The organism is Pseudoclavibacter soli DSM 23366, from assembly GCF_000423505.1.
Taxonomy (GTDB): Bacteria; Actinomycetota; Actinomycetes; order Actinomycetales; family Microbacteriaceae; genus Pseudoclavibacter_A; species Pseudoclavibacter_A soli.
The window spans coordinates 214,643-240,059 of sequence record NZ_AUIC01000004.1 but is presented as its reverse complement, the minus strand read 5'-3'; the positions used below and the strand labels follow the sequence as shown (position 1 = coordinate 240,059).

Sequence of the window (25,417 nt, the reverse complement as noted above, 5' to 3'; positions counted from 1 at the left end):
ATGAGCGAGCACTTCGACGACCAGGTCGAGCCCGAGTGTGTTGAGGTCTACGAGATCGTCGAGACCTCTGTGCAGGCAGAGCTGACGGTCAACCCCGCCAGCACTGCCGAAGAGTTCGGCGAGATCAGCGACGCCCAGCTTGAGTCGGTGCTGCGCCAGGTGGTCATCCGCGGCTGCCGCGAGCGTGCCCCAGAGCAGCTGAAGGCGCTCGTGCTGGCTCGGCTGCGCGAACTGCGCTGACCATTCAGCGTCTGCAGCTCGGGCGGCTGGGCGCGACGCAATGTCTGCACGACGCCCCGGTGCACTGCTGGCATTATTGCGTCGGCCCTGCGGAATTTGTGTGCTGCACTCCAGACACAGCGAAGCCCGCCGGCTGGTGAGCCGACGGGCCTCGTGATCACTGTGACGATCAGCCGATAGCTGCTGCCACCAGATCAGCCTGCTCTTGCTTGTGGCGCTTCTGCGAGCCAGTGGCCGGTGAAGCGGCCTCGGGGCGGGAGACCACATTCAGCTGGCGGTCACCGAGCACCTGGCGCAGATGTATGGCCAAGAACGGCCAGGCACCCTGGTTCTCGGGCTCGTCTTGCGCCCAGACCAGCTCGGCATCGGCCGGATACGAACCCAGCACGCTGAGCAGCTGTTCAGCAGGCAGCGGGTAGTACTGCTCGAGACGAACCAGCGCCACCGAGGTGTCGCCCGACTTCTCGAGTTCGCCGAGCAGCTCCCAGTAGAGTTTGCCGGCGACCAGCACGACCTTGCGCACACCCGACTTGTCGATGGTGCGGCTCTCGTCGAGCACCGGCTCGAACTGGCCGTGTGTGAAGTCTTCGACCGGGCTCACGGCAGTCTTCAGACGCAACATCGACTTGGGAGTGACCACCACCAGCGGGTGCTGGGGGCGGGTAAAGGCCTGACGCCGCAGCAGGTGGAAGTGCGAGGCGGGGTTCGACGGCTCGGCGATGATCAGGTTGTTCTCAGCCGCGAGCGTCAGGTACCGCTCGATGCGCGCCGACGAGTGGTCGGGGCCCTGACCCTCGTAGCCGTGGGGCAGCAGCAGCACGAGGCCGGAGCGCTGCGCCCACTTCTGTTCGGCCGAGCTGATGAACTCGTCGATGACGGTCTGAGCACCGTTGGCGAAGTCACCGAACTGACCCTCCCAGAGCGTCAGCGCCTTGGTGTTCTCGACCGAGTAGCCGTATTCGAAGGCCATCACGGCAAACTCGCTGAGCAGTGAGTCGTAGATCCAGAATTTGGCCTGCTCATTGGCGAGGTTGAGCAGCGGGAACCACTCTTGGCCGTTCTTCTGGTCGTGCAGTACCGCGTGTCGCTGCACGAACGTGCCACGTCTGCTGTCTTGGCCGGTGAAGCGCACCGGTACACCCTGCACCAGCAGCGATCCGAAGGCCAGCAGCTCGCCGAACGCCCAGTCGATGTGACCGTTGCGCGACATCTCCTGGCGCTTCTTGAGCACACGCAGCAGCTTGGGATGCACCGTGAAGCCCTCGGGGATGGCCACGTGGGCGTCACCGATGCGCTCGACGAGCGCCTGCGGAATACTCGTGGACCGCTGCGACGAGGCCAGCTCGGCGGCGGCGGCTTCGTGCTGCTGTGCTTCAGGCAGCTGGATGTCGGCCACGGCACGGTCTCTCGACCCACCTGCCGCCTGGCTCGGCTCGGCCTGCGCGGCATGCGTCTCGGCGAATGCACGTTCGAGCTCGGCGTGGAAGTCGGCGTGAGCCTTGTCGTACTCCTCTTGGGTGATGTCGCCGCGGCCGACCAAGGCCTCGGTGTAGAGAGCGCGCACAGAGCGCTTGGACTCGATGATGCCGTACATCAGCGGCTGAGTCATCGACGGGTCGTCGCCCTCGTTGTGGCCGCGGCGGCGGTACGAGACGAGGTCGATGAGCACGTCGACGTGGAAGTGCTGGCGGTAGCGGTAGGCCAGATCGGCAACGCGTACGACGGCCTCGGGGTCGTCGCCGTTGACATGGAAGATCGGCGCCTGAATGGTGCGACCCACATCGGTGGGGTACACCGAGGTGCGGGCGTCGTAGGGCTTGGTTGTGAAGCCGATCTGGTTGTTGACGATGACGTGGATGGTGCCGCCGGTGCGGTAGCCGCGCAGCTGCGACATCTGCAGGGTCTCGTAGACCGAGCCCTGACCAGCGAAGGCCGCGTCACCGTGCACCAGCACGGGCAGCACGCTGAAGCTCTTCTCGGGCTTCGCGTCTTGCTTGGCGCGCACAATGCCCTCGAGCACTGTGTTGACCACCTCGAGGTGTGAGGGGTTGGCGGCGAGATACACCTTGATCTTGCGACCGTCGGCGGCGTCGAACACCCCCTCGGTGCCGAGGTGGTACTTGACGTCGCCTGAGCCGGTCTGGGTGGGCTGGGTGCCCTCGAACTCGCGGAACACCTGGCCGTAGGTTTTGCCGGCGATGTTGGTGAGCACGTTGAGACGGCCACGGTGGGCCATGCCGATGCCGACCTCGTCGAGGTCGTCGGCGGCGGCACGCTGCAGCACCTCGTCGAGCAGCGCGATCAGCGATTCACTGCCCTCGAGCGAGAAGCGCTTCTGGCCGACGAACTTCGTCTGCAGGAAGGTCTCGAACGCCTCGGCCTGATTGAGCTTGCCGAGAATGTGCAGCTGCGTGTCGTGCCCGGGCTTTGCGTAGGGCTTCTCCAGCTCGTCTTGCAGCCACTGGCGCTGTTCGGGGTCTTGAATGTGCATGTATTCGACGCCCACCGTGCGGCAGTAGCTGTCGCGCAGCTGCCCGAGGATGTTGCGCAGTGTGTTGGTGCGCCGGCCAGTGATGCCACCGGTGACGAACTCGCGGTCGAGATCCCAGTGGGTCAGGCCGTGATTGAGAATGTCGAGGTCAGGATGCTTGCGCTGGTGGTACTCAAGCGGATCGATATTGGCGATCAGATGGCCACGCACACGATACGCATGAATCAGCTGCTGAACGCGAGCGGCCTTGTCGACCTCGTCTGAAGGGTTGACCGAGATGTCGGGCACCCAGCGCACCGGCTCGTAGGGCAGACGCAGCGATTCGAAGATGTCGTCGTAGAAGCCGCGCTGGCCGAGCAGCAGCTCGTGCACGATCTTCAGGAACTCACCCGAGCCAGCACCCTGGATCACGCGGTGATCGTAGGTGGAGGTCAGAGTGATGACCTTCGAGACGCCCAGCTTGGCGAGCGTGTACGCGCTGGCGCCCTGGTACTCGGCGGGGTAGTTGAGGGCGCCGGCGCCGATGATGGTGCCCTGGCCCTTCATCAGACGGGGCACCGAGTGCACGGTGCCGATGCCGCCGGGGTTGGTCAGCGAGATGGTGACACCGGCGAAGTCGTCGGCGGTCAGCTTGTTGTTGCGAGCCTTGTCGACGATTTCGTCGTATGCGGTCAGGAATTGCTCGAAGTCGAGTGTCTCGGCATGTTTGATGCCGGGCACCAGCAGTGCACGGGTGCCGTCTTTCTTGGGCACGTCGACCGCGATGCCGAGATTGATGTGCGCGGGAGCGACGACTGAGGGCTTGCCGTCGATCACGTCGTAGTAGACGTTCTGGCTGGGGAACTGCTTGAGCGCCTGCACCAGAGCCCAGCCGATGATCTGGGTGAACGACACCTTGCCACCGAGTGAGCGTTTGAGGTGGTTGTTGATCACGATGCGGTTGTCGATGAGCACCTTCGCCGGAATAGACCGCACGCTGGTGGCGGTGGGCACGGTGAGCGACTCGTCCATGTTGCGCGCGAGCGTCTTGGGCAGGCCGCGCAGCGGGGTCACCGTGGGCTGCAGTGTCTCGTCGACGGGTGCCGGTGGCACCGGCTCGGCCAGTTGGGTGTTGCGATCAGCCGGGATGGGCGTGGGCGCTGGTGCGAAATTGGTCGTTTTGGCGACGGGCAGGTCGCCGACGATCGGAATGGATGCCGTCGGCAGGGGAGAGGCAGTGGGCAGATCGCCACGCACCGGAGGCACTGGACCCACGTGTGGGGTGGAGTGCAGATCGCCGTCAGCGTTTGCCTCGTCGCTGGCCGCAGCGGCGGCAGGGGCAGCGCTGGTCGATGCCGCGGGCGTGGTAGCTGCGGCGGGAGTGGAACCACCGGCTGAGGCCTGGTAGCGCTCGATGACGGGCAGCCACTCCTTCTCTACACTGTTGGGGTCTTTCAGATACTGCTCGTAAACCTGCTCCACGAGCCATTCATTCGCCCCGAACGACTGGGGGTCGAACGAGTCTGATCCATTGGTGGCCAAGACGATCGCCTCTCTTCATCGAAATGTCGACTCGAAACAGCCTAACGGTTCTGAAAAGGGCCTGTGACCACATTGCCCGAGTTCTCCGACAGGTGTCGCAGGCCTCATGCAGTACCGTGAAAGGTATGCGTTTCTACGATGCGACTCCTCAATACGATCTGACGTATTCCGATGTCTTTCTCGTGCCAAATAGCTCCGAGGTCGGCTCTCGACTGCGCGTCGATCTGGCCACCGGCGACGTCACCGGCATGACCATGCCCATTGTCTCGGCGAACATGAACGCCGTGACCGGGCCTCGACTGGCCGCAGCCATGGCACGCCGCGGCGGGCTCGGCGTGCTGCCCCAAGACCTCGATGACGATGCCTTGGTGGCCTCGGCGCAGTGGGTCAAGCAGCGGTCTCCCCGGTTTCAGTCGCCATTTGTGGTCGACCCCGATCTGACGGTGGCCGAGGCCCGGCGCATCCTGCCGCCTGCTGAAGGCCACGCCTTCGTCGTGCAGCGCGAGGGCGGCGAGCTCGTGGGCGTGCTGCCCGCCCGGGTGCTCGCGCGGTCGCTCGACGATGCCCGCCTGGGCGATCTGGTGCATGGTGACCAACCTGTGCTGCAGCTGTCTGAGGTGCCTGACAACGCCACCCTGTTCAACCGCCTGCATGAGGCCGATATCGAGGTTGCGGCCGTGCTTGATGGCGATCAGGTGCTCGGCACCGTCAGCCAGAAGCAGGCGATGCGCTCGACTGTCTACACCCCGAACCTTGACGCGCAGGGGCGTCTGCGTGTGGCGGCGGCAATCGGCATCAACGGCGACGTGGCCGGGCGCGCGCACCGACTCATCGAGGCCGGTGTCGACGTGCTCGTCGTCGACACTGCCCACGGCCACCAGCACCAGATGCTCGATGCGCTGCGCCAGGTGCGCGAGGTCTCTGACGATCACGCGGTCGTCGCCGGCAACGTGGTCACTGCCCAGGGCGTTGAAGATCTCGTGTCGTCCGGGGCGAACCTGGTCAAGGTCGGCGTGGGGCCCGGTGCCATGTGCACCACTCGCATGATGACTGCCGTCGGGCGACCGCAGTTCTCGGCAGTGCTCGAAGCGGCCCGCACCGCCCGTGAAATTGGTGCAGGCGTCTGGGCGGATGGCGGGGTGCGGTACCCCCGCGACGTCGCGCTCGCACTCGCGGCCGGTGCCAATGCGGTGATGATCGGCTCGTGGCTGGCCGGCACCGTCGAGTCGCCGGGCGAGGTGGAGCGCGATGCGAGTGGCCGGCTCTTCAAGCGCAACTACGGCATGGCCTCGTCGAAGGCCGTGGCCGGGCGCTTCGCAAAACTGAGCCCGCTCGAGCAGGCGCGCAAGGCCATCTTCTCTGAGGGCATCTCCGACTCCAAGCTCTACATCGATCCGTTGACGCCGTCGGCCGAAGACATCCTCGATCAGATCACCGCTGGGGTGCGCTCTGCCGCCACCTACGCCGGCGCCGGCACCCTGGCCGAGTTCCGCGAGCGGGCGACGGTCGGCATTCAGTCGGCTGCCGGCTATGAGGAGGGGCGTGCGCTGCCCGAGAGCTGGTAGCATCGATGACCATGGACGACCCCGCGCCGAGTATCCGGGCCCTCACCACACCCTGTGAGGGCCACCACCTGTGAACGATTTCATTCTGTTGGGCATCGGTCTGCTGCTCACCTTCGGCACTGGCATCTTCGTCGCCGCCGAATTCAGCCTCGTCAACATCGATCGAGCCGAACTTGAGTCGCGGCAGCAGCGGGGTGAGAAGGGGCTCAAGCGCATCATCGGTGCGCTGAAGCACACCTCCACCCATCTCTCGAGTGCGCAGCTGGGCATCACCCTGACCACGCTGTTGGCCGGCTATACCCTCGAACCTGCGCTGTCATCCTTCATGGCCCCGCTGTTCGAGTACATTCACCTGCCCGAACCGTGGGCGACCACAGTCGCCAGCATCATCGCGGTTGTCGTGGCCACCGTGCTCTCGATGCTGATCGGCGAGCTGGTGCCCAAGAACTTCGCGTTGGCCAGGCCGCTGCCCGTGGCCAAACTGGTGGTGCCGCCGCAGTTGGTGTTCACCACGGTGTTCAAGCCGGTGGTGCTGCTGCTCAACGACACCAGCAACCTGGTGCTGCACCGCTTCGGCATCGAACCGCAAGAAGAGCTGTCTTCTGCCCGCAGCGCCGAAGAACTCTCGTCGCTGGTCAAACGCGCGGCACTGGCCGGCAGCCTCGACTCGCAGACCGCGACCCTGCTCACCAAAACGCTCGACTTCTCTGAACTCACCGCCGGCGACGTGATGACGCCCCGGCCCCGAGTCACCGATGTGGCGGCCGACGACACGGCGCTCGACGTGATCGCGCTGACCCGGCGCACCGGGTTCTCCCGCTTTCCGGTCACCGGCACTGACTCTGACGACATCGTCGGTCTGGTGCACGTCAAACAGGCCGTGGGCATTGCGCGCGCCCAGCGGTCTGGTACCACGGTGCGCCAGCTGATGGTTGACATCGCAAAGGTGCCCGAGACCATGCCGCTCGACACCCTGTTGGGCGAGCTGCGCGGCCGCAGTCTGCAGATGGCAGTGGTCGTCGACGAGTACGGTGGCGTGGCTGGCATCGTCACCCTCGAAGACCTGGTCGAAGAGATCGTGGGCGAGGTGGCCGACGAACACGACCGCCTGCGCGTCGGAGTGGTGCGGCTGCGTGGCGGTCAGTGGCTGCTGCCTGGTCTGCTGCGCCCCGACGAGCTGGTCGATCAGGCTGGCGTCGAGATTCCCGAAGACGGCGCCTACGACACGCTCGGCGGCTTCGTGATGGATCGCCTGGGTCGCGTACCCGAGGTCGGCGACCGGTTTGACGAGCCGGGCGTGGGCTCCTTCGTGGTGGTGCGCATGGACGGCCGCCGCGTCGACCGGGTGCGTTTCACCCCTGCCGACGTGCTCGAGATCGCGGAGCATCGTATCGCCACCGATGACGGTGCCGCGACCGAAGGAGGTGAGCGCTGATGGGTGACTTCGCCGGGCTGATCTGGCTGGTCGTGCTGCTGGCCGGCAACGCCTTCTTCGTGGGTGCCGAGTTCGCCGTGATCGCCGCCAAGCGCTCGCAGATCGAACCACTGGCCGAAGCAGGCAACAAGCGTGCCCGCACCGCGCTTTGGGCGATGGAACATGCCACGCTCATGCTGGCCGCCACGCAGCTGGGCATCACCATCTGCTCACTGCTGATTCTGAACGTCTCAGAGCCGGCCATCCACCATCTGCTCGAATACCCGCTGCACTGGCTGGGGCTGAACGACGCGATCACCTCAGTGGCCGCCTTCGTGATCACGCTCGTGCTGGTGTCGTTCTTGCACGTGGTGTTCGGCGAGATGGTGCCGAAGAACATCGCCTTCTCGGTGCCTGATCGCGCTGTGCTGCTGCTCGCGCCCCCGCTGGTCGGCTTTGACAAGATCTTCAAGCCGGTGATTTGGCTGCTGAACAAGGGCGCCGACCTGGTGCTGCTGATGTTCGGAGTCAAGCCCGAGCACGCGGCCAGCACGGCGTTCACCCTTGATCAGGTCGCCTCTATCGTGGCCGAATCGACCAAAGAGGGCACCCTCGCCGATCGCGCTGGCACGTTGGGCAACACGTTTGAGTTCACCGAGAAGACTGCGCAGGATGTCGCGGTGCCGTTGGCCGATCTGCGCACGTTGGCTGCGCCCAGCACTCCAGACGATCTCGAAGACGCCGTGGCAGAATACGGGTTTTCTCGATACCTGGTGGCTGATGCCTCGGGCGAGCTGCTGGGCTATGTGCACCTGAAAGACGTGCTCGATCTGCCGAGCGACCAGCACGACCGGCCCATACCGGCCGGTCGGCTGCGCCCGCTGATCAGCGTGGGCTTCGACACCGAGCTCGAAGATGCGCTGACGCTGATGCAACGTCAGGGTGCGCATGTGGCTCGGGTGGCCGACGCCGACGGAGACACCACGGGTGCGTTGTTTTTTGAAGACATCATCGAGGTGCTGGTGGGTGAGGTGCACGACGGCACGCAGCGTGAGGCGCCAGAACAGCACTGAGTGTTGCCCGGCGATGGCCAGAGCGGTTCGCTAGACTAGGGCGCATGGCAGAGATCACCCGCGACGAGGTCGCGCATCTGGCGAGCCTGGCTCGCATCGCACTCACAGAACAAGAGCTCGAACACCTGACCCCGCAGCTGGGGCAGATTCTGCATGCGGTCGAGGCGGTGAACGAGGTCGCCACCCCAGATGTACCGGCCACCAGCCATCCGATCCCGCTGACCAATGTGTTCCGCCCCGACGTGGTGGGCGAGACCCTCACTCCAGATGAGGCCCTCGCCGATGCACCCGACCGCTCGGGCAACTCGTTCCGCGTGCCTTCGATTCTTGGCGAAGGCTGAGCGCTCGCCGCTGTGCACGCACCTTTTACTCACTGACTGAGAGAGTCCAGAAAAACGATGACAGATCTGACCAGACTGCGAGCCGCAGAGCTCGCCACCGCGATCACCAGCGGCGAGGTGAGCTCGGTCGAGGCCACGCAGGCGCACCTCGACCGCATCGCCGCTGTCGAGGGTGACATTCATGCCTTCCTGCACGTCAATGGCGAGGCCGCACTGGCCGCCGCAGCCGACGTCGACCGTCGTCGGGCCGCAGGCGAGCAGCTGTCTGAGCTCGCCGGCGTGCCGGTGGCCGTCAAAGACGTGCTGACCACCAAAGACCAGCCCACCACCTCGGGCTCGCGCATCCTCGAGGGCTGGGTGCCGCCCTACGACTCGACCGTGGTCGAGCGCCTGCGCGCCAATGACCTTGTGCTGCTGGGCAAGACCAACATGGACGAGTTCGCCATGGGCTCGTCGACCGAGCACTCGGCATATGGCCCCACGCACAACCCGTGGAGCACCGACCGTATTCCGGGTGGTTCGGGCGGCGGCTCGGCTGCGGCCGTGGCAGCCTTCGAGGCTCCGCTGGCCACCGGCAGCGACACGGGCGGCTCGATCCGTCAGCCCGCAGCCGTCACCGGCACGGTTGGCGTCAAGCCCACGTATGGCGGCGTCTCACGCTGGGGGGCGATCGCCTTGGCCTCGTCGCTTGACCAGATTGGCCCGGTGGCTCGCAACGTGCTCGACACCGCGCTCATTCACGATGTCATCAAGGGGCACGACCCGAAAGACTCCACCAGCCTGACCACCGAGTGGCCTTCGTTCGCCGATGCTGCACGGCTTGGTCGCGCCGGCGGTCGACTCAAGGGGCTGCGCGTGGGCGTTCTGAAAGAGCTCAACCGCGAGGGCTTCCAGGCTGGCGTGCGTCAGCGCTTCGCCGAGGTGGTCGAGTTGCTCACTGCCGAAGGGGCCGAGGTCACTGAGGTTTCGGCACCGCACTTCGACTACGCAGTGGCCGCCTACTACCTGATTCTGCCTGCCGAGGCATCGAGCAACTTGGCTCGCTTCGACGGTGTGCGCTACGGTCTGCGGGCCTTTGCCGAGGGCGAGCAGCCCGACGTTGAGAACATGATGGCCGCCACTCGTGAGGCGGGCTTCGGCGATGAGGTCAAACGCCGCATCATTCTCGGCACCTACGCGCTGAGCGCCGGCTACTACGACCAGTTCTATGGCAAGGCTCAGAAGGTGCGCACCCTGATTCAGCGCGACTTCGAGGCGGCCTTCAACCAGGTCGACGTGCTCATCTCACCCACCGCGCCGACCACGGCATACAAGCTCGGCGAGAAGCTCGACGACCCGCTGGCGATGTACTTGGGCGACATCACGACCATTCCCGCCAACCTGGCCGGCATTCCTGCACTCAGCCAGCCCATTGGCCTGGCACCCGAAGACGGGCTGCCGGTGGGCCTGCAGACCTTCGCTCCGGCGTTCGAAGACGCTCGACTCTACGAGTTCGGCGCCGCACTCGAGGCTCTGCTCGAGCAGCGTTGGGGTGGCCAGCTCATTGAACAGGCACCGGCGCTGCCGCAGGCCGCCGCTGCAGAAGGAGGCGCACGATGAGTGCCGAACTGCTTGACTACGACGAGGCCATTGAACTGTTCGAGCCCGTGCTGGGCTTCGAGGTGCACGTCGAGCTGAACACCAAGACCAAAATGTTCAGCTGGGCGCCCAACTCGTTCGGCGACGGCCCCAACACCAACATCACTCCGCTGTGCCTCGGCCTGCCCGGCACCCTGCCGACGGTCAACGAGCAGGCGATCACCGACAGCATCCGCCTGGGCCTCGCGCTCGGCTGCGAGATCGCCGAGGTGTGCCGCTTCTCGCGCAAGCACTACTTCTACCCAGACCTGCCCAAGGCCTACCAGATCTCGCAGTACGACGAGCCGATCGCCTTCGAAGGCTCGGTCGAGGTCGAGCTCGAAGACGGCACCGTGGTGCACGTGCCCATCGAGCGCGCGCACATGGAGGAAGACGCCGGCAAGCTCACCCACCAGGGCGGCTCGGGGCGCATCCAAGACGCCACCTCGTCGCTGGTCGACTACAACCGCGCCGGCGTGCCGCTGGTCGAAATCGTCACCAAGCCTATCGAGGGCACCGGCGCTCGTGCGCCTGAGGTCGGTCGTGACTACGTGGCGGCCATCCGCGAGATCGTCAAGGCGCTCGGCATCTCCGACGCCCGCATGGATCAGGGCAGCATCCGCTGTGACGCGAACATCTCGCTGCGCCCGCACGGCCAGGCCAAGCTCGGCACCCGCACCGAGACCAAGAACATCAACTCGCTGCGGTCGGTTGAGCGCGCCGTGCGCTATGAAATTCAACGCCAGGCGGCCATCCTGAAAAATGGCGGCAGCATCACCCAAGAAACCCGCCACTGGCAAGAAGACGCCGGTCGCACCAGCGCCGGCCGACCCAAGTCAGACGCCGACGACTACCGCTACATGCCCGAGCCCGATCTGCTACCGGTGGTGACCAGCCGCGAGCGGGTGGCCGAGCTGGCCGCCACGCTGCCCGAGTCTCCGGTGCTGCGTCGCCGTCGCCTCAAGGCCGACTGGGGGTTCTCCGATCTCGAGTTCCAAGACGTGATCAACGCCGATCTGCTCGATGCCGTCGAGCAGACCGTTGCCGCCGGTGCCAGCCCCGCAGCTGCGCGCAAATGGTGGACGGGCGAGCTCAGCCGCGTCGCCAACGCCCAGCAGATCGGCCCGGCTGAGTTGTCGATCACGCCGGCGCAGGTCGCCGAGATCGAGTCACTCGTGACCGAGGGCACGCTGACCGACCGCCTGGCGCGCCAGGTAATCGAGGGCGTGCTCGCCGGTGAGGGTGAGCCCCGGGCTGTTGTCGAGGCCCGTGGCCTGGCGGTGGTGTCAGACGATTCGGCTCTGGTTGCTGCAATCGACGAGGCACTTGCTGCTCAGCCCGATGTGCTGGCCAAGATTCGTGATGGCAAGGTGCAGGCAGCCGGTGCCATCATCGGCGCGGTCATGAAGGCCATGCACGGCAAGGCCGACGCCGCTCGCGTGCGCGAGCTGGTGCTCGAACGCGCCGCGCAGTAAGGCCGGGCGTTGACTGATCGCTGGCTGCCCGACGGGGCGCACATGATTCCAGACAACGCTGAACTGGCGTTTCAAGGCATCATCTACGACGTCTACCACTGGCAGCAAGAGCTCTACGACGGCTCGTTCGCGACCTTCGAAATGCTGCGCCGCCCCGACACTGTGGTGACCATCGGCCTCGACGATGACGACAACGTGATCACCATTAACGAGTCACAGCCCGGTGGCATCACCCGCAACGGCGGCGTCTCAGCCGGGCAGGTCGAGGCCTCCGACGCCTCGGTGCTGGCCGGGGCCAAGCGTGAGCTGCGCGAAGAGACGGGGTACGCGTTTCGCAATTGGCGGCTGCTCGAGGTGCGTCAGCCTGAGAGCAAGATCGAGTGGTTCGTGCACGTGTTCGTGGCCACCGGGGTCATCGACGTGGTGCCGCAGCGACTTGACGCGGGAGAGCGCATCAGCGTGCATCCGCTGCCGTTCGAGCGCTACCGCGACACCACGCCATATCAGCATCGACGAGCCCTGGAGCGCTTCTCGAATGCGGCCGAACTGCGCGCGTGGGTCGGCGAGGGGGAGCATCCCACACTCGAGGTGTGAGATGCGGCCGTCGCCCACCGGGTGATAAGGCCGAGTAGAATGAAACATTGTGTGCACACCGCTCACAATGACGTGGTGCGGCCACGACGACGAATGAGAAGTTGCCGCTCAGGCAGAAACGAAGGCGAGATGACGAACGATACCAAGACCATCCACTGGAATGGAGATCTGCAGCAGGAGGGTCTTGACATCCTGCTCGGCGAGGGCGGCATGATCGTCAGTCCCACCAAGGTCGGCTACATCATCATGACCAGCGACGGCCAGGGGCTCGAGCGCAAGTTCGAGGCCAAGCAGCGCAACCGCAACAAGCCTGGCGTCGTGCTCTGCGGCTCGATGGAGCAGCTCAAGCGCCTCGCTCAGCTCACCCCCGAGATCGAGGCCTACTACCAGCAGCACTGGGATGAAGACATTCTGATGGGCTGCATTCTGCCGTGGCGCGAAGACGCCCTGCAGTACATTCCCGATGAGCACGCGCAAGAGCTCGCCAAAGACCACCGCGGCACCAGCTGCTTCGTGATCCGCTTTGGCACCCCGGGCGAGAAGCTCGCCGCAGCCCTGTGGGAGAACGGCAAGCTCGCCTTCGCCAGCTCGGCGAACCCCTCGGGCAAGGGCAACCGTGGCAAGGTCACCGGCATCGGCGAGCGCATTCACGACCGCGCCGACCTGGTCATCGAGGCTGACGACTACGTGGCCTCGATTCAGCCGAACGAGAGCGAAGAGACCCGCTACGAGCAGGGCGTCATGGTCTCGATGGTCGACAAAGACGGCAAGCTGATTCCCGAGCAGCACGGTGAGCGTTCGATCACCCCCGCGCCGGTGCTGATCCGTCGCGGCGTCTACCTTGATCGCATTCTGGCGATTCTCGCCAAGCACTTCAACAGCTGGGACTACCGCCACGGCGAGTATTACTGATTCACTGCAGTTCTCACGCTTCGACGCGCCGCTGGCCTTGTTCAGCGGCGCGTCGTCTGCGTCACGGTGAATTTTGCGTCGCGGTCGAGCTGCTCGGTCGGTCCCACCACTCGCTGCAGCGTGGGGCGGTAGCGCAGGTGCGAGTTGAATACTACGAGCAGCTGCCCGCCCGGTCGCAGCACCCGAGCGGCCGAGGCGAACATGGCCTCGGCAATGCCGGTATGCACGGCCGCGCCCACATGAAAGGGCGGGTTGCACACCACCAGATCAGCCGAAGCGTCGGGCTGAGCGTCGAGCAGATTGTCGCGTATCACGGCGACGTGTTCGGCGAGCCCGTTCGCGGCGATGGTCGCCTCGGTCGAAGCTGCGGCGGTGCGCATCTGGTCGGTGGCAATCACCTCGAGCTCGGTGGATGCCCGGGCCAGTACCGCTGCCAGCACACCTGTGCCGCAGCCCAGGTCGATGGCCCGAGCCTGGCGTTGCTGAGCGGTGGCTCGCTCCACAGCGGCCCGCGCGGCCGGGGCAACGTGGGGGAGCAGGACTCTCGTGCCGATGTCGAGGCTGGCGCCGGCGAATCCGCCCGGAAATGCGCAGATGGTCAGCGGGACCAGCGCGGGGTCGCTACCGCCCAGATCGACCTGTGACTGCTCGACAAGCTGAACCGCTGGTGTGGCAGTGCCCGCGCGTGGCCCCTCGGCAAACAGCAGGCGTGACTTCTGGCGGGCCAGTGAGGCGTGCACCGACGCGAAGTGACGTTCGAGCACGCGGGTCATCGACAGATCCATGTGCTTGACTCGGGCCCCGGCCACCAGCCGGGTGGCTGGGTGTGCACCGGCGGCGACAAAGCCGGCCAGAGCATCCAACAGGCTAAGGCTGCGAGGCAGCTGCATCAGCACCAGGTCGAAGCCAGCGAATTCGGCCGGGTCGAGGGCGATGTGGCGATAGGTCGGCTCGCGACCGCCTGCGGCAACCCAGCGGCGAGCGTTGGCATCGAGCGACAGCTCTGCGACCAGTGGATCTTGCCAGACGGCGACGTCGGTTGCGCCGAGTTCGCTGACCCCGAGGGTGAGGGCGCCGTGCGTGTCACCGATGACCAGCACGCGGGCCTGTGGTTGTGTGTCGAGGGCCTCGGCTGCGGCATCGAGCAGCAGTCGGTCGGTGGCGTCACTCGCAGACAGGTTGTCGGCCTCGACGTCGGGTGCGCGGCGAAGTGTGTCGAGCAGGGGAGCGAGCGCAGCGGCGGAGTCGGGCATGGTCTCGAGGATACTCGACTGACACACGCAAAATACCCACTGGGGTATAGGGGTGAAGTGCTAGGGTCGAGCGCATGGGCAGTACTACCAACGCTGAGAAAAACAACCAACCGAAGTCGAAGGGGGCACAGCAACTGCGTGCCGAGAATGCGAGTCTGCATGCCAGGCTGCGTCGAGCGCACATCTTCAACGTCATTGCTGCGGTGGTTTCGCTGGTGCTCGTCGTGGTTGTGGTGGCTCAGCAGCAGAGCAGCGGCAGCGCCGACACGAGTGCATCTGCGTCAACGGCGACAACGGTGCTCGCCGACCAGTATGCTCGCGCCGATGCCGATGACCCCCGGGCGGTCGGCAGCATCGACGCCCCGGTGACCATCATCGAGTGGACCGACCTGCGCTGCCCGTACTGCGCGTCATACACCAACGAGACCCTGCCGACGATCATCAGCGACTATGTCAACACCGGCAAGGTGCGTATTGAGTTTCATGATGTGGCCATGTTCGGTGATCAGTCGGTGGCTGCCGCGGTTGCCGCTCGGGCTGCAGGCGAACAGGGCATGTACGTCGAATACGTAGAGGCGCTCTTTGCCGCGGCGCCCGAGACTGGGCACCCAGATCTGCCACGAGAGAAGCTGGTGGGCTTCGCCGAGCAGATCGGTGTGCCTGATATGGCAACGTTCACTGCAGCCCTCGACCGCACTGATCTGACCGATGCGGTCAATAGTGAGACCAGTGAGTCTCAGGGGTATGGCATCACGGGGGTGCCGTTCTTCATCGTGGGTGACACCACGCTCAGCGGAGCACAGTCAGTGACGACGTTTACGAACACGATTGATGCTCAGCTGGCAAACGTCGGCGCCTGAGCCACCAGCGAACCAGCCAGCCAGCAGCGAGCAGCAGCAGGGCACCGGCACCGAGCATCCAGTCGGAGACCCCTAACGACCACTCGGCCACTGCTGACTCGAGCCCGCTCTGCGTGTCGGCGCTGAGTAGCCCGCCGAGTGCGGTGGTGCCCTGAGTGAGCAGCATGAGCACGCCGACTGCGGCGGTGAACAGGCCGCTGAGCATGGTGGTATAGGTGTTGCGCCACCGGCCGATTACCAGTTCGCGGGGCTTGACCACCCAGCGCACAGCCGGCACGCTCTGCCAGATCGAGGCGAGCAGCAGCAGCGGCACCACCATGCCGGCGGCGAAGGCCAGCAACAGCAGGGCGCCATACAGAGGGCTGCCGCCGAATGCGGCCATGGCCAGCACAGCGCCGAGCAGCGGGCCGGTGCACACCCCGGCCAGGCCATAGACGGTGCCGAGCAGATACACCGAGAGTGGGCTGTCGGGCGAGCGCGAGCCGGTCTCGCCGCGCATCAGCGCAGGCATGGGCACGCCGGCCGCCATGGCCAGGCCGAGCACGATCACGGTGACCGAGATCACGGTGATGATTGCGCTGCGGTGTACTGAGAAAAAGGCGCCGACGGAGCCGGCGAGCAGCCCGAGTGGCACGAGTGTGGTGATCAGGCCGAGATAGAAGATGCCGGTCATGGCGAACAAGCGGCTGCGGCTCGAGAAGGCGTAGGCGAAGAATGCCGGCAGCAGCATGACGGAACAGGGGCTCAGCAGGGTGAGCACACCGCCCAAGACGGCACCAGTCAGACCAAGGGTCACGCAGCTCTCCTTTCATGTACCCCATCACGGTACGCTGAGATGCGCGAGCGGGGTAGGTGGCTCGCCCCGAGTATAAACCCCCGGGGGTATATGAGATAGGGTGTCTGCATGACCACGACGAGCACACCGCAGCCCGCTGACGCTTCGAGCGCGCCCTTGGGCGCCGAAGAGCAGCAGGTGCGGCGGGTGCAGCGCCGCACGATCACGGTGCTGTCGATCGCGCAGATTCTCAGCGGGCTCGGCAGCGGCGCGATGATCTCGACCGGCGCGCTGCTGGCCGAACAACTGACTGGCTCAGCGGCGTGGTCAGGATCAGCCACGACCACTATGACCATCGGTGCAGCCTTCGCCGCGGCGTGGCTGTCGCGCTTCGCCCTGCAGCGCGGCCGGCGCGCATCACTGACCTTGGGGCTGCTCATCGCCACCGCAGGCACCGCGTCGATCATCGTCGCCGCGGTGACCAGCACATTCTGGCTGCTGATCGTCGGCGGGCTGTTGGTCGGTGCCGGCAACGCCGCGAACTTACAGGCGCGCTTCGCCGCCACCGACCTCAGCCAGCCCGAGCATCGTGGGCGCGACCTGTCGCTGGTGGTGTGGATGAGCACACTCGGCGCAGTCACTGGCCCGAACCTGGTCGGTTGGGGTGGGTCGATCGCGCAAGCCCTGGGCCTGCCGGCGCTCACCGGGCTGTTTCTGGTCGCCACCGTCGGCATGTTCGCCAGCATGATCGCCCTGTGGTTCGGCCTGCGACCCGATCCGCTGTTGCTGGCCCGTGCCCGCCAAGAGGCAGCCATCGGCGAAGTCACCACGCCGACCGCGGCAGCCAGCCATCGCAGCCGCGGCGGGTTCGTCGACGGCGTGCGTGCCCTGTTTGCCCGCACTGCGACGCGTATCGCGACCATCGGCATCCTGACGGCCCACTTGGTGATGGTGGCAGTCATGTCGATGACGCCGGTGCACCTGGGCGGTCACGGCGCCAGCGTCGAGCTGATCGGCCTGACCGTCAGCCTGCACATCGCCGGAATGTACGCACTGGCCCCGGTGATGGGTATGCTCGCCGACCGCATCGGAGCGCTGTGGGTTGTGTATGGCGGGCTCGTGCTGTTGGGCGTCAGCGCGATCGTCACCGGCACCAGCGGCGCCGAGGCCATGCAGGCGACGGTCGGCATGATCCTGCTCGGCCTCGCCTGGTCGGCCGTCACGGTGGCCGGTTCGGCGGTCATCGTGCAACGGGTGGATGCTGCATCGCTCACTTCAGCACAGGGTGCATCAGACAGCCTGATGAGCCTTGCCGGGGGAGTCGGTGGTGCCCTCGCCGGGGTCACCCTCGCGCTCGTCGGCTTTGAGGGGCTCGGCCAGATCGCGGCGCTGCTCTCGTTTGCGGCGCTGATAGCCACTGGCATGATGCGCATGTGCGCGCTGCGACAAGGCGGCACCTGCGAGATGTGAGGGTGCGCGCCCCGGATGGTTGTCGCGGCGAGTATTCTTGGTGAGTTCACCGAGATCACCCACCGCAGGAGAGGCAGCGCAGTTGGCAGGCACGTTGGCGCGAAAGGTCAGAGCCTTCTGGGCGTTGGGGCCGTTCTCTGACGCCCATATGCCTGCTGTGCACACTGCGCTCGCGATGGCCATCGCCTTGGGCGGTCTGCTCTCGATCGGGCACCTCGGCTGGTCGGTCTATGCCACGTTCGGGGTGATGTGCGCGGCCTATGGTCGAGGGCTGGCCCCGAAGCCGAACTTTCTCGTGCAACTGGTGGGTGGGCTCTCGCTCAGTGCGACCGTGGTGCTCGGCGCCGTGCTCGGGCTTATGCCCGATCGCGAACTCGCCTTCGTGATCGTCGCCCCGGTGTGGGCTGGCATCATCACGCTCGTGGGTATCCGGGTGCAGTGGCGGCCCGCCGGCGCACTCTTTCACATGTTCGGTCTCGGCGCCGTTGCTGCGGTGCCATCGTCGTCACATCTCGTCGCAGTAAGCGCAGTGGTATCGCTCGCGGCGACCGCCATGACACTGGTGCTTGGCGCAATTCTGGTGCGGGTCATCCCTCGGCGCACGGTGCACCCCGACCCTGAGCTGCCCACCGTGCTGGGGGTGCTGCGCGACCGTGCGGCGTGGCGGCTGGCCGGCACCTACGTGCTGGTGTCGGCAGTGGCCGGCCTGATTGCGCACAGTCTCGGCCTCGGACACGTGTCGTGGGCGGTGCTCACCGCGGTGGCGCCGCTGTCGGCATCGGGCCACGGCAGCCGCCTGCTGCGCGGAACGCAACGCCTGGTCGGCACCATGGCGGGGCTCGGGGTGACCTGGCTGTTCTTCGTGATGCACCCGGGCGAGGTGGCTACGGTGATCGCGGTGATCGTGTTGCAGGGCGTCACCGAGCTGATCGTGGTGCGCAACTACGCGTGGGCGATGCTCACGGTCACACCGATGGCACTGAAGCGCCTGAGGTTTGGTGCCGTTCTCTTTTGAGTTGAGAGGATGGCATTATGCCGAAGAGAACAGATCAGGTGCTCAAGGACCGGGCGGTGCGTCTGGTGTTGGAGCACGCGAGTGAGTACCCGTCTCGGGCGGCCGCGATAGCGGCGGTCGCACGTCAGGAAGGCGTGGGACGTGAGTCGCTGCGCCGGTGGGTCGTGCAGGCCGAGATCGACGTTGGCACCCGTGAAGGGGTCACCAGCGACGAGACCGCCGAGATCAAGGCCTTGAAGGCCGAGAACCGGCGGCTGCGGGAGGACGTGGCCATTCTCAAGGCGGCAACGTCTTTCTTCGTGGGGGAACTCGACCCCCGCAACCGTTGATCATGGGATTCATCGACCAGATGAGGGCCGAGGGGTTCGCGGTCGAGTCGATCTGCCGAGTCCTGCGTGAGCAGGGCGTCAAGGTCGCCGCGAGAACCTACCGGGCCTGGAAGACCAGGCCGGTGTCGGCACGGACGGTCACGGATGCGATCGTCACCGACGCGGTACGCGAGGCTGCCTGGGCGAACGTGACCACCCCGGACGGCAGAAAGGTCCGCCGGCTCACCCCGGAGGGGCTGTATGGACGGCGGAAGATGACCGCACTGATCCGCCGTCGTCTCCCTGATGCTTCCTGGGGCGCGGTCGACCGAGCCATGCGGAGCCTTGGCCTGTCCGGGATCCGCCGGGATAAGACCGTGCGCACCACCATTCCGGCGAAGGACGGTATCCGTGCCGGGGACCTGCTGAATCGTGATTTCACCGCCCCGCGCCCGGATCACACCTGGGTGACGGACTTCACGTACGTGCGGGCCTGGACTGGCTGGGTCTACGTCGCGTTCATCGTCGATGTGTACTCGCAACGCATCGTTGCCTGGCATGCGGCCACCACCAAGCACGTCGATCTGGTGATGATCCCGCTGCGCATGGCGCTCTGGGAGCGCGACCGCGCCGGGCACCCGATCAGCCCGAAACAACTCCGGGCGCATAGCGATGCCGGGTCTCAATACACGTCTGTGACGTGGACGGAGAAACTCGCCCTCGACGGGATCGCCCCATCGATCGGGACGGTCGGCGACGCCTACGACAACGCGCTCATGGAGACGATCAACGGCCTCTACAAAGCCGAATGCGTACGCACCACCGTGTTCCACGACGGCCCGTACAAGACCATCGCCGACGTCGAATACGCGACCTCCGGATGGGTCGACTGGTACAACAACCGGCGACTCCACGGTAGTCTCGGAATGGTCACCCCGAACGAATTCGAGGCGACCTACTACGCGGCCCTCAACCGAGAGCCGCAACCCGCATAGAAGCGGCACCAAACCTCAGGCGCTTCACACTGTCGATGATCGCGCTCGCGGTGCCCAACGACCCGATGACCCTGGTGACCGATCGCGCGGTTGAGACGGTGGTCGGCACACTGAGTGCATTCGCGATCATCGTGGTGAGCGTGTGGTGGGCGCGGCTCGCTGTGCATGAGCGCCGCTGAGCCGTCGTTCGGGGTGTGCCTGCGGGGTGTGGCACAGTAGTGCGGCACAGAGGTGTCGCGAGGTGCGGTTTACGCGAGACATACGCGCATCTCGTGACACTTGTGTGAGGTGTTTCGCGTGAGAGCGCACTTTGTGACACCTGTGGTGCACCGTCGGGGTGAAGCCCTCAGTTTGTGACACATGTGGTGCACCGTAGGGGTGAAGCCCTCAGCTCGTGACACCTATGGTGCACGTCAGGCGAAGCACGCAACGTGATACCGGCGCGCCGTTGCGCATGGGCCCCGACGCTCACTCGCTGGGGCGTGCGCGCGGGCTGGAAAGGCGCTCGAGCATCCATTGGCGCAGCACACGCGCATGGTTGACTTCGGGGTTGCGTGCGGCATAAAGCAAGGTGACGTGTGGATGCTCGCGCGCGAGGGCGAGCAGCTGTTGCGTCGCGTCATCAGCGTCGAGCTCGGCGCGATAGCGGGTGGCGAATTCGGCGGCGGTGTCGGGGTCGTGGTGCCACCAGGTGCGCAGTTCGGGGGAGGGGGCGACGTCTTTGAGCCAGGCGTCGAGGTGTGCTCGTTCATGGGTCATGCCGCGTGGCCAGAGTCGGTCGACGAGCACACGGAATCCGTCATCGGAGGCTGGCGCGTCGTAGATGCGCTTGATCGAGATCTCGGGCATTCGGCTCCTCTCGGGTGATGAGTGGCGGTTCTCACGATACTCGGCCCGGTTCTGCTGCATGTCGGCCGTTGCTGCAAGAATGGTGCCGCAAGACAAGTGCAGATCGCTCAGGCACTTGCGCCCAACGAGCCATCAGCAGGGGAGTGCTTCATGAAGTTCATCGCGACAGCCGACTGGCAGCTCGGCATGACGGCGCGCTTTCTGCCGCCTGAGGCGCGCGCCCGCTACACGCAGAGTCGATTCGAGGTGCTCACTCGCATCGGCGATCTCGCACAAGAGCGCGGTGCCGAGTTCATCGTGGTCTGCGGCGACGTCTTCGAGACCAATCAGCTCGATCGGCGGGTCATCGCACGCACGTTCGAGGCCCTGCGCAGCGTGCGCATCCCGATCGTTCTGGTGCCCGGCAACCACGACCCGCTCGACAGCGCCTCGATCTACGACTCCGAGGCGTTCACTCGGCTCAGCCCCGACAACGTGAACGTAGCTCGCACTGCAGAGCCGATTCGCGTGACGGCACATGCACAAGTGCTGCCGGTGCCGTGGTCGTCAAAGCGACCGGGCAGAGATCTGGTCGCCGAGGCGTGTGCTGGGCTCGAGCCTCCTGAATCAGGGGTGTCGCGCGTGCTTGCCGCGCACGGCGCCGTTGCCTCGATGAACCCAGACGCCACCGACCCCGCCACCATCGACGATGCCCTGGTGACGCAGTTGCTGCGCGACGGGGTGATCGATGTCGCAGTGCTGGGCGATCGTCACTCCACCACCGAGGTGGCTGCTGGCATCTGGTACCCCGGCACGCCTGAGGTCACCGCACGCAGAGACCCACACCCGGGCAACGTCTTGGTGATCGAGGTGCCTGACGATGACGGTGCAGTCGGCGCAGCCAGCACACACGGGCCCGGTGCCCGGCACGTGCAGGTCGAAGAGGTGCACGTTGGCTCGTGGCAGTTTGTGACCCTCGAGCAGCAGTTCACAGCGCGCCTCGATCACGAGGGCGAGACAGACGATCTCGAAGCCCTGCGCGCGCAGCTCGCAGCCATCGACAACAAGTCGCAGACGGGGGTGTGGCTGCAGCTGACGGGCACGATCACCACGCGAGGCGCCGCCGAGCTCGACCGCCTCATCGACGAGCAGGGTGACCTGTTCGCGCTGCTCGAGATCTGGCAGAGCCACAGCGATCTCCAGACGCTCCCCGACGGAGCCGACTTCTCTGACCTGCACCTGACCGGCTTCGCCCAAGATGCTCTTGACGACCTCGTCGCTCAGGCCGCAGCAGGCTCAGCTGGTTCATCGCCGACGACGCGTTCAGAGGCCGACATCGCAGCATCCACCGTCGCGGCAGACGCTTTGTCGCTGCTTTACCGACTCGCCGGAGGCCACCGATGAGAATCAGCAAGATTATCCTCGACGACTACCGCGGCGTCGCGCACAGCGAGGTTGAACTGGGCGACGGTGTCACCGTCGTCTCCGGGCCCAACGAGGTCGGCAAATCATCGATCGCCGAGGCACTGCGGCTGGTGCGGCGCTACCCGTCATCGAGCGCAGCCCAGCCCGTCAAAGCCGTACAGCCGGTTGGCCGCGACGTCGGTCCGCAAGTGACCATCGAGCTGCAGTCTGGCGGCTACGATCTGCATCTTCGCAAACGATGGCTCGTGCGGCCGCTGACCGAACTTCGAGTGAGTGGTGCACGCCACGAGCAGCTCAGCGGGCGCGAGGCCGACGAGCGTTTCCACAGCATCCTCACCGAGACCCTCGACACCGCACTGCTCGATGCGCTTGACGTCGACCAGGGCGAATCGCTTGATCAACCGCAGCTGGCCACACTTTCATCGCTGCAGGCTGCGCTGTCTGCCGACAGCGACATCGATGCCACCGACGTCTCAGGTGATCACGACGAGCTGATCACGCGTATCGAAGCCGAATACGAGCGCTACTTCACGCCCAAGGGCCGCTACAAGAAGACGGTCAACGACGTCGATCATGAGGTCGAGCAGCTCGAGCAGACCGTCGCAGATCTGCGTGAGCGCAGCCAACGAATGGATGCGCTGGTCGATCAGCACGCCACCCAGCGTTCACTGCTGGGGCAGATCGTCACCCAAGAGCACGAGGCCAAGGCCGATGTTGAGCGCCTGAGCGAGGCCGCCGAAGGGCTGCGTGAGTTGCGCCAGGCTGCCGAAACCACTGAACGCGAATGGGCGCAGGCAAATGATGCCTTGACCGCGGCACGTGAACGTTTCAGCGACCGCGAGGCTGCGGCCAAAGAGGTCGACAAGGCGTCAGATGCGGCCAAGCACGCTGAAGATCAGATCGTCGAGCAACAGCAGAAGGCAGCTGACGCCGAGCAGAAGCTGGCAGAGGCTCAGCACAACCTGAGCGAAGCCGAGCAGGCGCTTGAGACTGCGAGAGCCCAGGCGCAGAGCACCGCAGCGCTTGCCCAGCACGCCCGCTGCGCGCGCGATCTTCGCGACGCTGAAGACCGTCTTGAACGTGCCGAGCACGCCGAGGCACAGCGCACCGCCGCCAATGGCGTCTTGAGCGCGAATACCGTGACCGAAAAGCGCGTGCGCCGGCTGAGAGAGCTGCACACTGAGGTTCGAGTGGCCGAGCGCGCAAGAGACGCCGCAGCGGCCCAGCTGCAGGTGCGCCAGCTCGGCGACGTCGCCGTCACCATCAACGACGAGACGATTACTCCTGAGAGCGAGGCCTCGCAGGCTCTCGCTGTGCGCGAGCCAATGCACGTGGTGGTTGAGGGCATTGTCAGCGTCGAGGTGCGGCCGGCGGCTACCTCATCCGAGCTCGACACTGCGGTGCAGCAGGCTCAGCAGGCTTTCCGCAAGGCGCTCGACAAAGACGGTGTCACCTCGATCGAGCAGGCCCAGCAGATCGCCGATCTGCGCGCCACAGCCGAGCAAGATCTGCGTGCGGCCGAAAGCGAGTTGAAAGCGGCACTCGGCCCAGCCGATGATGATGACGACGCACAAGCCGGGTTGGATGCTCAGCTTGAGCGCCTGCGTCTGCGTGCGGCACAGCTGCGCACGCAGCTTGAAGCACAACAGAGCGTTGCCGAGAGTGCATCCGGTGCCTCGTCGACGGCCAGCATCGACGAGCTCGAACGCGCGGCAGCCGAGGCTGCTGAGCGTGTGCTCAGCGCAGAGCAGGCCGAAAAGAAGGCTCGAGGCCACCATGATCGTCTGCGCGATACCCGCGATGAGCATCGCACTGCGTTGGTTCGTGCTGAAGAAGTGGCACGTGCCGCGATCAGCGATCGCGATCGTCTGCGTGAGCGTCTCGAACAGGCGCGAGGCGAGGTCACCGACGAGGCGCTGGGCTCCGCAGTCACCAGCGCGGAAGCTCGTCTCAAAGAGGCAGATCAGTCTCGTGCACAGGCGGCGCGGGCACTCGAAGATGCCCATGCCGAACGTATCGAACTCGAGCTCGACAACGCACGTCAGATCGTGGAGGATCGTGCGCGAGATCTGGCGCAGGCGCGTGACCGACTGGGCACGCTGCAGGGCGAGATCAACGCATATGCCGATGAAGGCATCTACGATCGACTCGAGCAGGCAGAAGCCGAACTCGACAGCTCGCGTGAACACCTCGACCGCCTGCACCGTGCGGCGGCGGCAGCCAAGCTGCTGCACGACACCTTCACGAGATATCGAGACGATGCGCAGGCCCGCTACGCGGCACCCTTCAGAGAGCGTATCGAGCGCCTGGCCGAGCTCGTCTTCGGCTCCGAAGTGCAGGTCGAGGTCAGTGCAGACCTGCAAATCATCTCTCGCACACTGCATGGTGCGACTGTGTCGTTCGAGTCGTTGTCGGGCGGTGCACGTGAGCAGCTAGCCCTGCTCGGTCGACTGGCCTGCGCCCAGTTAGTCTCGGCCGACGGTGGGGCCCCACTGATTCTCGACGATGCTCTGGGGTTCGCCGATCCCGAGCGGTTGCGTGCCCTGAACCTCGTGCTCAGCCGAGTGGGGCGTGATGCGCAGGTGGTGGTGCTCACCTGTCAGCCAGAGCGCTTCTCGCACATCGGTGGGGCGGCTATGCAGCCGCTGTTGTCGCGGTGAGTGGTCAGGTGCTGGTGGGCGTACCAGGCGACCCAGCCTCCTCGCCGTCCTACACCACTCGTCCTCATTCGAATCCGCGGCGGATCATGTTTGTCGCTGCGTGGACATCGCGGTCAGCCCCGTAGCTCAGGGATGAAATCGCTATCTAAAGAAGAGGGTGAGAGCCCACACGTATGGCACGTAGTCGAGCAAAAGGAATGCTGCCGTAATTATCAATTTTTCAGACACCTTCGCATCGGATAAGACAAACCCGAGGTGAGCGAGAGTAGACACGAGCGGCACTGGGATGAGCATGATTCCAGCGATGATGAACCCAAGAATCGGCTGTAGCAGTGAGATGACGAACACAAATGGTACGACGAGGCCGATGCACACAGCTAGGGCAAGCGCTCTGGAGAACGGAGACCAACCAGTGTCCTTGACTTGGGGCTGAACAACCTCTGTAGGCATTTCGGGCTCCTAATTTGTGAGGTGCTGGGCTTCGGTGCCTGAGAAGACCGCAGTAGTCGGTCTTGCCAGCGCGCGGAGGTACAGACGCTGCAGCATGCCCCCTTTTCTCATCGATTCCCTGAATCTAGCCTGCAA

The 25,417-nt window shown here is 65.4% G+C and carries 21 protein-coding genes; 16 read left to right on the top strand and 5 right to left on the bottom strand.

The window, feature by feature from the left end; all coding sequences use genetic code 11:
• Positions 1 to 240 (top strand): hypothetical protein, encoded by a 240-nt coding sequence (locus G557_RS0103990; protein WP_028245036.1) that lies wholly within the window; start codon positions 1 to 3, stop codon positions 238 to 240.
• A 169-nt stretch (positions 241 to 409) separates the two neighbouring features.
• Here the strand turns inward: G557_RS0103990 and G557_RS0103985 are convergent, their stop codons facing one another.
• On the bottom strand, positions 410 to 4,252 hold the full coding sequence (locus G557_RS0103985; RefSeq protein ID WP_084626985.1) for a multifunctional oxoglutarate decarboxylase/oxoglutarate dehydrogenase thiamine pyrophosphate-binding subunit/dihydrolipoyllysine-residue succinyltransferase subunit: 3,843 nt from the start codon (positions 4,250 to 4,252) through the stop codon (positions 410 to 412).
• 125 nt (positions 4,253 to 4,377) lie between these two features.
• Between G557_RS0103985 and guaB1 the strand changes: the two genes are divergently transcribed.
• From guaB1 to G557_RS0103945, 8 genes are all read left to right on the top strand, one after another.
• A complete protein-coding gene (guaB1, locus tag G557_RS0103980) occupies positions 4,378 to 5,817 on the top strand; it encodes a GMP reductase (protein WP_028245034.1) in 1,440 nt (479 codons plus the stop codon).
• A gap of 70 nt (positions 5,818 to 5,887) precedes the next feature.
• On the top strand, positions 5,888 to 7,252 hold the full coding sequence (locus G557_RS11585) for a hemolysin family protein (protein WP_036961087.1): 1,365 nt from the start codon (positions 5,888 to 5,890) through the stop codon (positions 7,250 to 7,252).
• Entirely contained in the window at positions 7,252 to 8,304 is a 1,053-nt protein-coding gene (locus G557_RS0103970; RefSeq protein ID WP_028245033.1) for a hemolysin family protein, read from the top strand. The genes G557_RS11585 and G557_RS0103970 overlap by 1 nt, the downstream gene beginning before the upstream one ends.
• A 44-nt stretch (positions 8,305 to 8,348) precedes the next feature.
• Entirely contained in the window at positions 8,349 to 8,645 is a 297-nt protein-coding gene (gene gatC / locus G557_RS0103965; protein ID WP_028245032.1) for an Asp-tRNA(Asn)/Glu-tRNA(Gln) amidotransferase subunit GatC, read from the top strand.
• Positions 8,646 to 8,702: 57 nt separating this feature from the next.
• Positions 8,703 to 10,244: an Asp-tRNA(Asn)/Glu-tRNA(Gln) amidotransferase subunit GatA gene (gatA, locus tag G557_RS0103960; RefSeq protein ID WP_028245031.1), complete on the top strand. Its 1,542-nt coding sequence runs from the start codon at positions 8,703 to 8,705 to the stop codon at positions 10,242 to 10,244.
• Positions 10,241 to 11,737 carry an Asp-tRNA(Asn)/Glu-tRNA(Gln) amidotransferase subunit GatB gene (gene gatB / locus G557_RS0103955; RefSeq protein WP_028245030.1) on the top strand — a complete coding sequence of 499 codons (1,497 nt, stop codon included), beginning with the start codon at positions 10,241 to 10,243 and terminating at the stop codon, positions 11,735 to 11,737. Before gatA ends, gatB begins: the two co-directional genes overlap by 4 nt.
• 9 nt (positions 11,738 to 11,746) lie before the next feature.
• Positions 11,747 to 12,331, top strand: a complete 585-nt coding sequence (locus G557_RS13280) for an NUDIX hydrolase (RefSeq protein ID WP_028245029.1) — start codon at positions 11,747 to 11,749, stop codon at positions 12,329 to 12,331.
• Positions 12,332 to 12,460: 129 nt separating this feature from the next.
• Entirely contained in the window at positions 12,461 to 13,243 is a 783-nt protein-coding gene (locus G557_RS0103945) for an L-threonylcarbamoyladenylate synthase (protein WP_028245028.1), read from the top strand.
• Positions 13,244 to 13,284: 41 nt separating this feature from the next.
• Here the strand turns inward: G557_RS0103945 and G557_RS0103940 are convergent, their stop codons facing one another.
• Positions 13,285 to 14,496 (bottom strand): class I SAM-dependent methyltransferase, encoded by a 1,212-nt coding sequence (locus G557_RS0103940; RefSeq protein WP_036961083.1) that lies wholly within the window; start codon positions 14,494 to 14,496, stop codon positions 13,285 to 13,287.
• Positions 14,497 to 14,570: 74 nt separating this feature from the next.
• On the opposite strand from G557_RS0103940, the gene G557_RS0103935 reads away from it, so the two are divergent.
• Entirely contained in the window at positions 14,571 to 15,356 is a 786-nt protein-coding gene (locus G557_RS0103935) for a DsbA family protein (RefSeq protein WP_051224478.1), read from the top strand.
• Here G557_RS0103935 and G557_RS11575 read toward each other — a convergent pair.
• Positions 15,313 to 16,152, bottom strand: coding sequence for a cytochrome c biogenesis CcdA family protein (locus tag G557_RS11575; RefSeq protein ID WP_036961078.1), 840 nt, complete (start codon positions 16,150 to 16,152; stop codon positions 15,313 to 15,315). The two genes, G557_RS0103935 and G557_RS11575, sit on opposite strands and share 44 nt — an antisense overlap.
• A gap of 108 nt (positions 16,153 to 16,260) precedes the next feature.
• Between G557_RS11575 and G557_RS11570 the strand changes: the two genes are divergently transcribed.
• The 4 genes from G557_RS11570 to G557_RS13900 all read left to right on the top strand — a co-directional run bounded on the left by G557_RS11570 (position 16,261) and on the right by G557_RS13900 (position 20,098).
• A complete protein-coding gene (locus G557_RS11570) occupies positions 16,261 to 17,601 on the top strand; it encodes an MFS transporter (RefSeq protein WP_051224474.1) in 1,341 nt (446 codons plus the stop codon).
• A 40-nt stretch (positions 17,602 to 17,641) separates the two neighbouring features.
• A complete protein-coding gene (locus G557_RS0103920) occupies positions 17,642 to 18,616 on the top strand; it encodes an FUSC family protein (protein WP_211220514.1) in 975 nt (324 codons plus the stop codon).
• A 17-nt stretch (positions 18,617 to 18,633) separates the two neighbouring features.
• Positions 18,634 to 19,919, top strand: a protein-coding gene (locus G557_RS0103910) for an IS3 family transposase (protein ID WP_156877067.1) whose coding sequence is annotated in 2 segments (ribosomal slippage) — positions 18,634 to 18,907 and positions 18,907 to 19,919 — 1,287 coding nt in all. Because the reading frame shifts where the segments join, the coding sequence is not laid out codon by codon here.
• A 35-nt stretch (positions 19,920 to 19,954) separates the two neighbouring features.
• Positions 19,955 to 20,098 (top strand): hypothetical protein, encoded by a 144-nt coding sequence (locus tag G557_RS13900; protein WP_156877066.1) that lies wholly within the window; start codon positions 19,955 to 19,957, stop codon positions 20,096 to 20,098.
• A 289-nt stretch (positions 20,099 to 20,387) separates the two neighbouring features.
• Here the strand turns inward: G557_RS13900 and G557_RS0103900 are convergent, their stop codons facing one another.
• The gene (locus tag G557_RS0103900) at positions 20,388 to 20,768 is read right to left on the bottom strand and encodes a DUF488 domain-containing protein (RefSeq protein WP_028245022.1); all 381 of its coding nucleotides are present in this window, start codon (positions 20,766 to 20,768) and stop codon (positions 20,388 to 20,390) included.
• 150 nt (positions 20,769 to 20,918) lie between these two features.
• On the opposite strand from G557_RS0103900, the gene G557_RS0103895 reads away from it, so the two are divergent.
• Together G557_RS0103895 and G557_RS0103890 are read left to right on the top strand one after the other, a co-directional pair.
• The gene (locus G557_RS0103895) at positions 20,919 to 22,151 is read left to right on the top strand and encodes a metallophosphoesterase family protein (protein ID WP_028245021.1); all 1,233 of its coding nucleotides are present in this window, start codon (positions 20,919 to 20,921) and stop codon (positions 22,149 to 22,151) included.
• A complete protein-coding gene (locus tag G557_RS0103890) occupies positions 22,148 to 24,832 on the top strand; it encodes an ATP-binding protein (protein WP_028245020.1) in 2,685 nt (894 codons plus the stop codon). The genes G557_RS0103895 and G557_RS0103890 overlap by 4 nt, the downstream gene beginning before the upstream one ends.
• Before the next feature lie 141 nt (positions 24,833 to 24,973).
• Here G557_RS0103890 and G557_RS0103885 read toward each other — a convergent pair whose 3' ends face one another.
• A complete protein-coding gene (locus G557_RS0103885) occupies positions 24,974 to 25,282 on the bottom strand; it encodes a hypothetical protein (RefSeq protein ID WP_028245019.1) in 309 nt (102 codons plus the stop codon).
• Positions 25,283 to 25,417 lie beyond the last annotated feature (135 nt).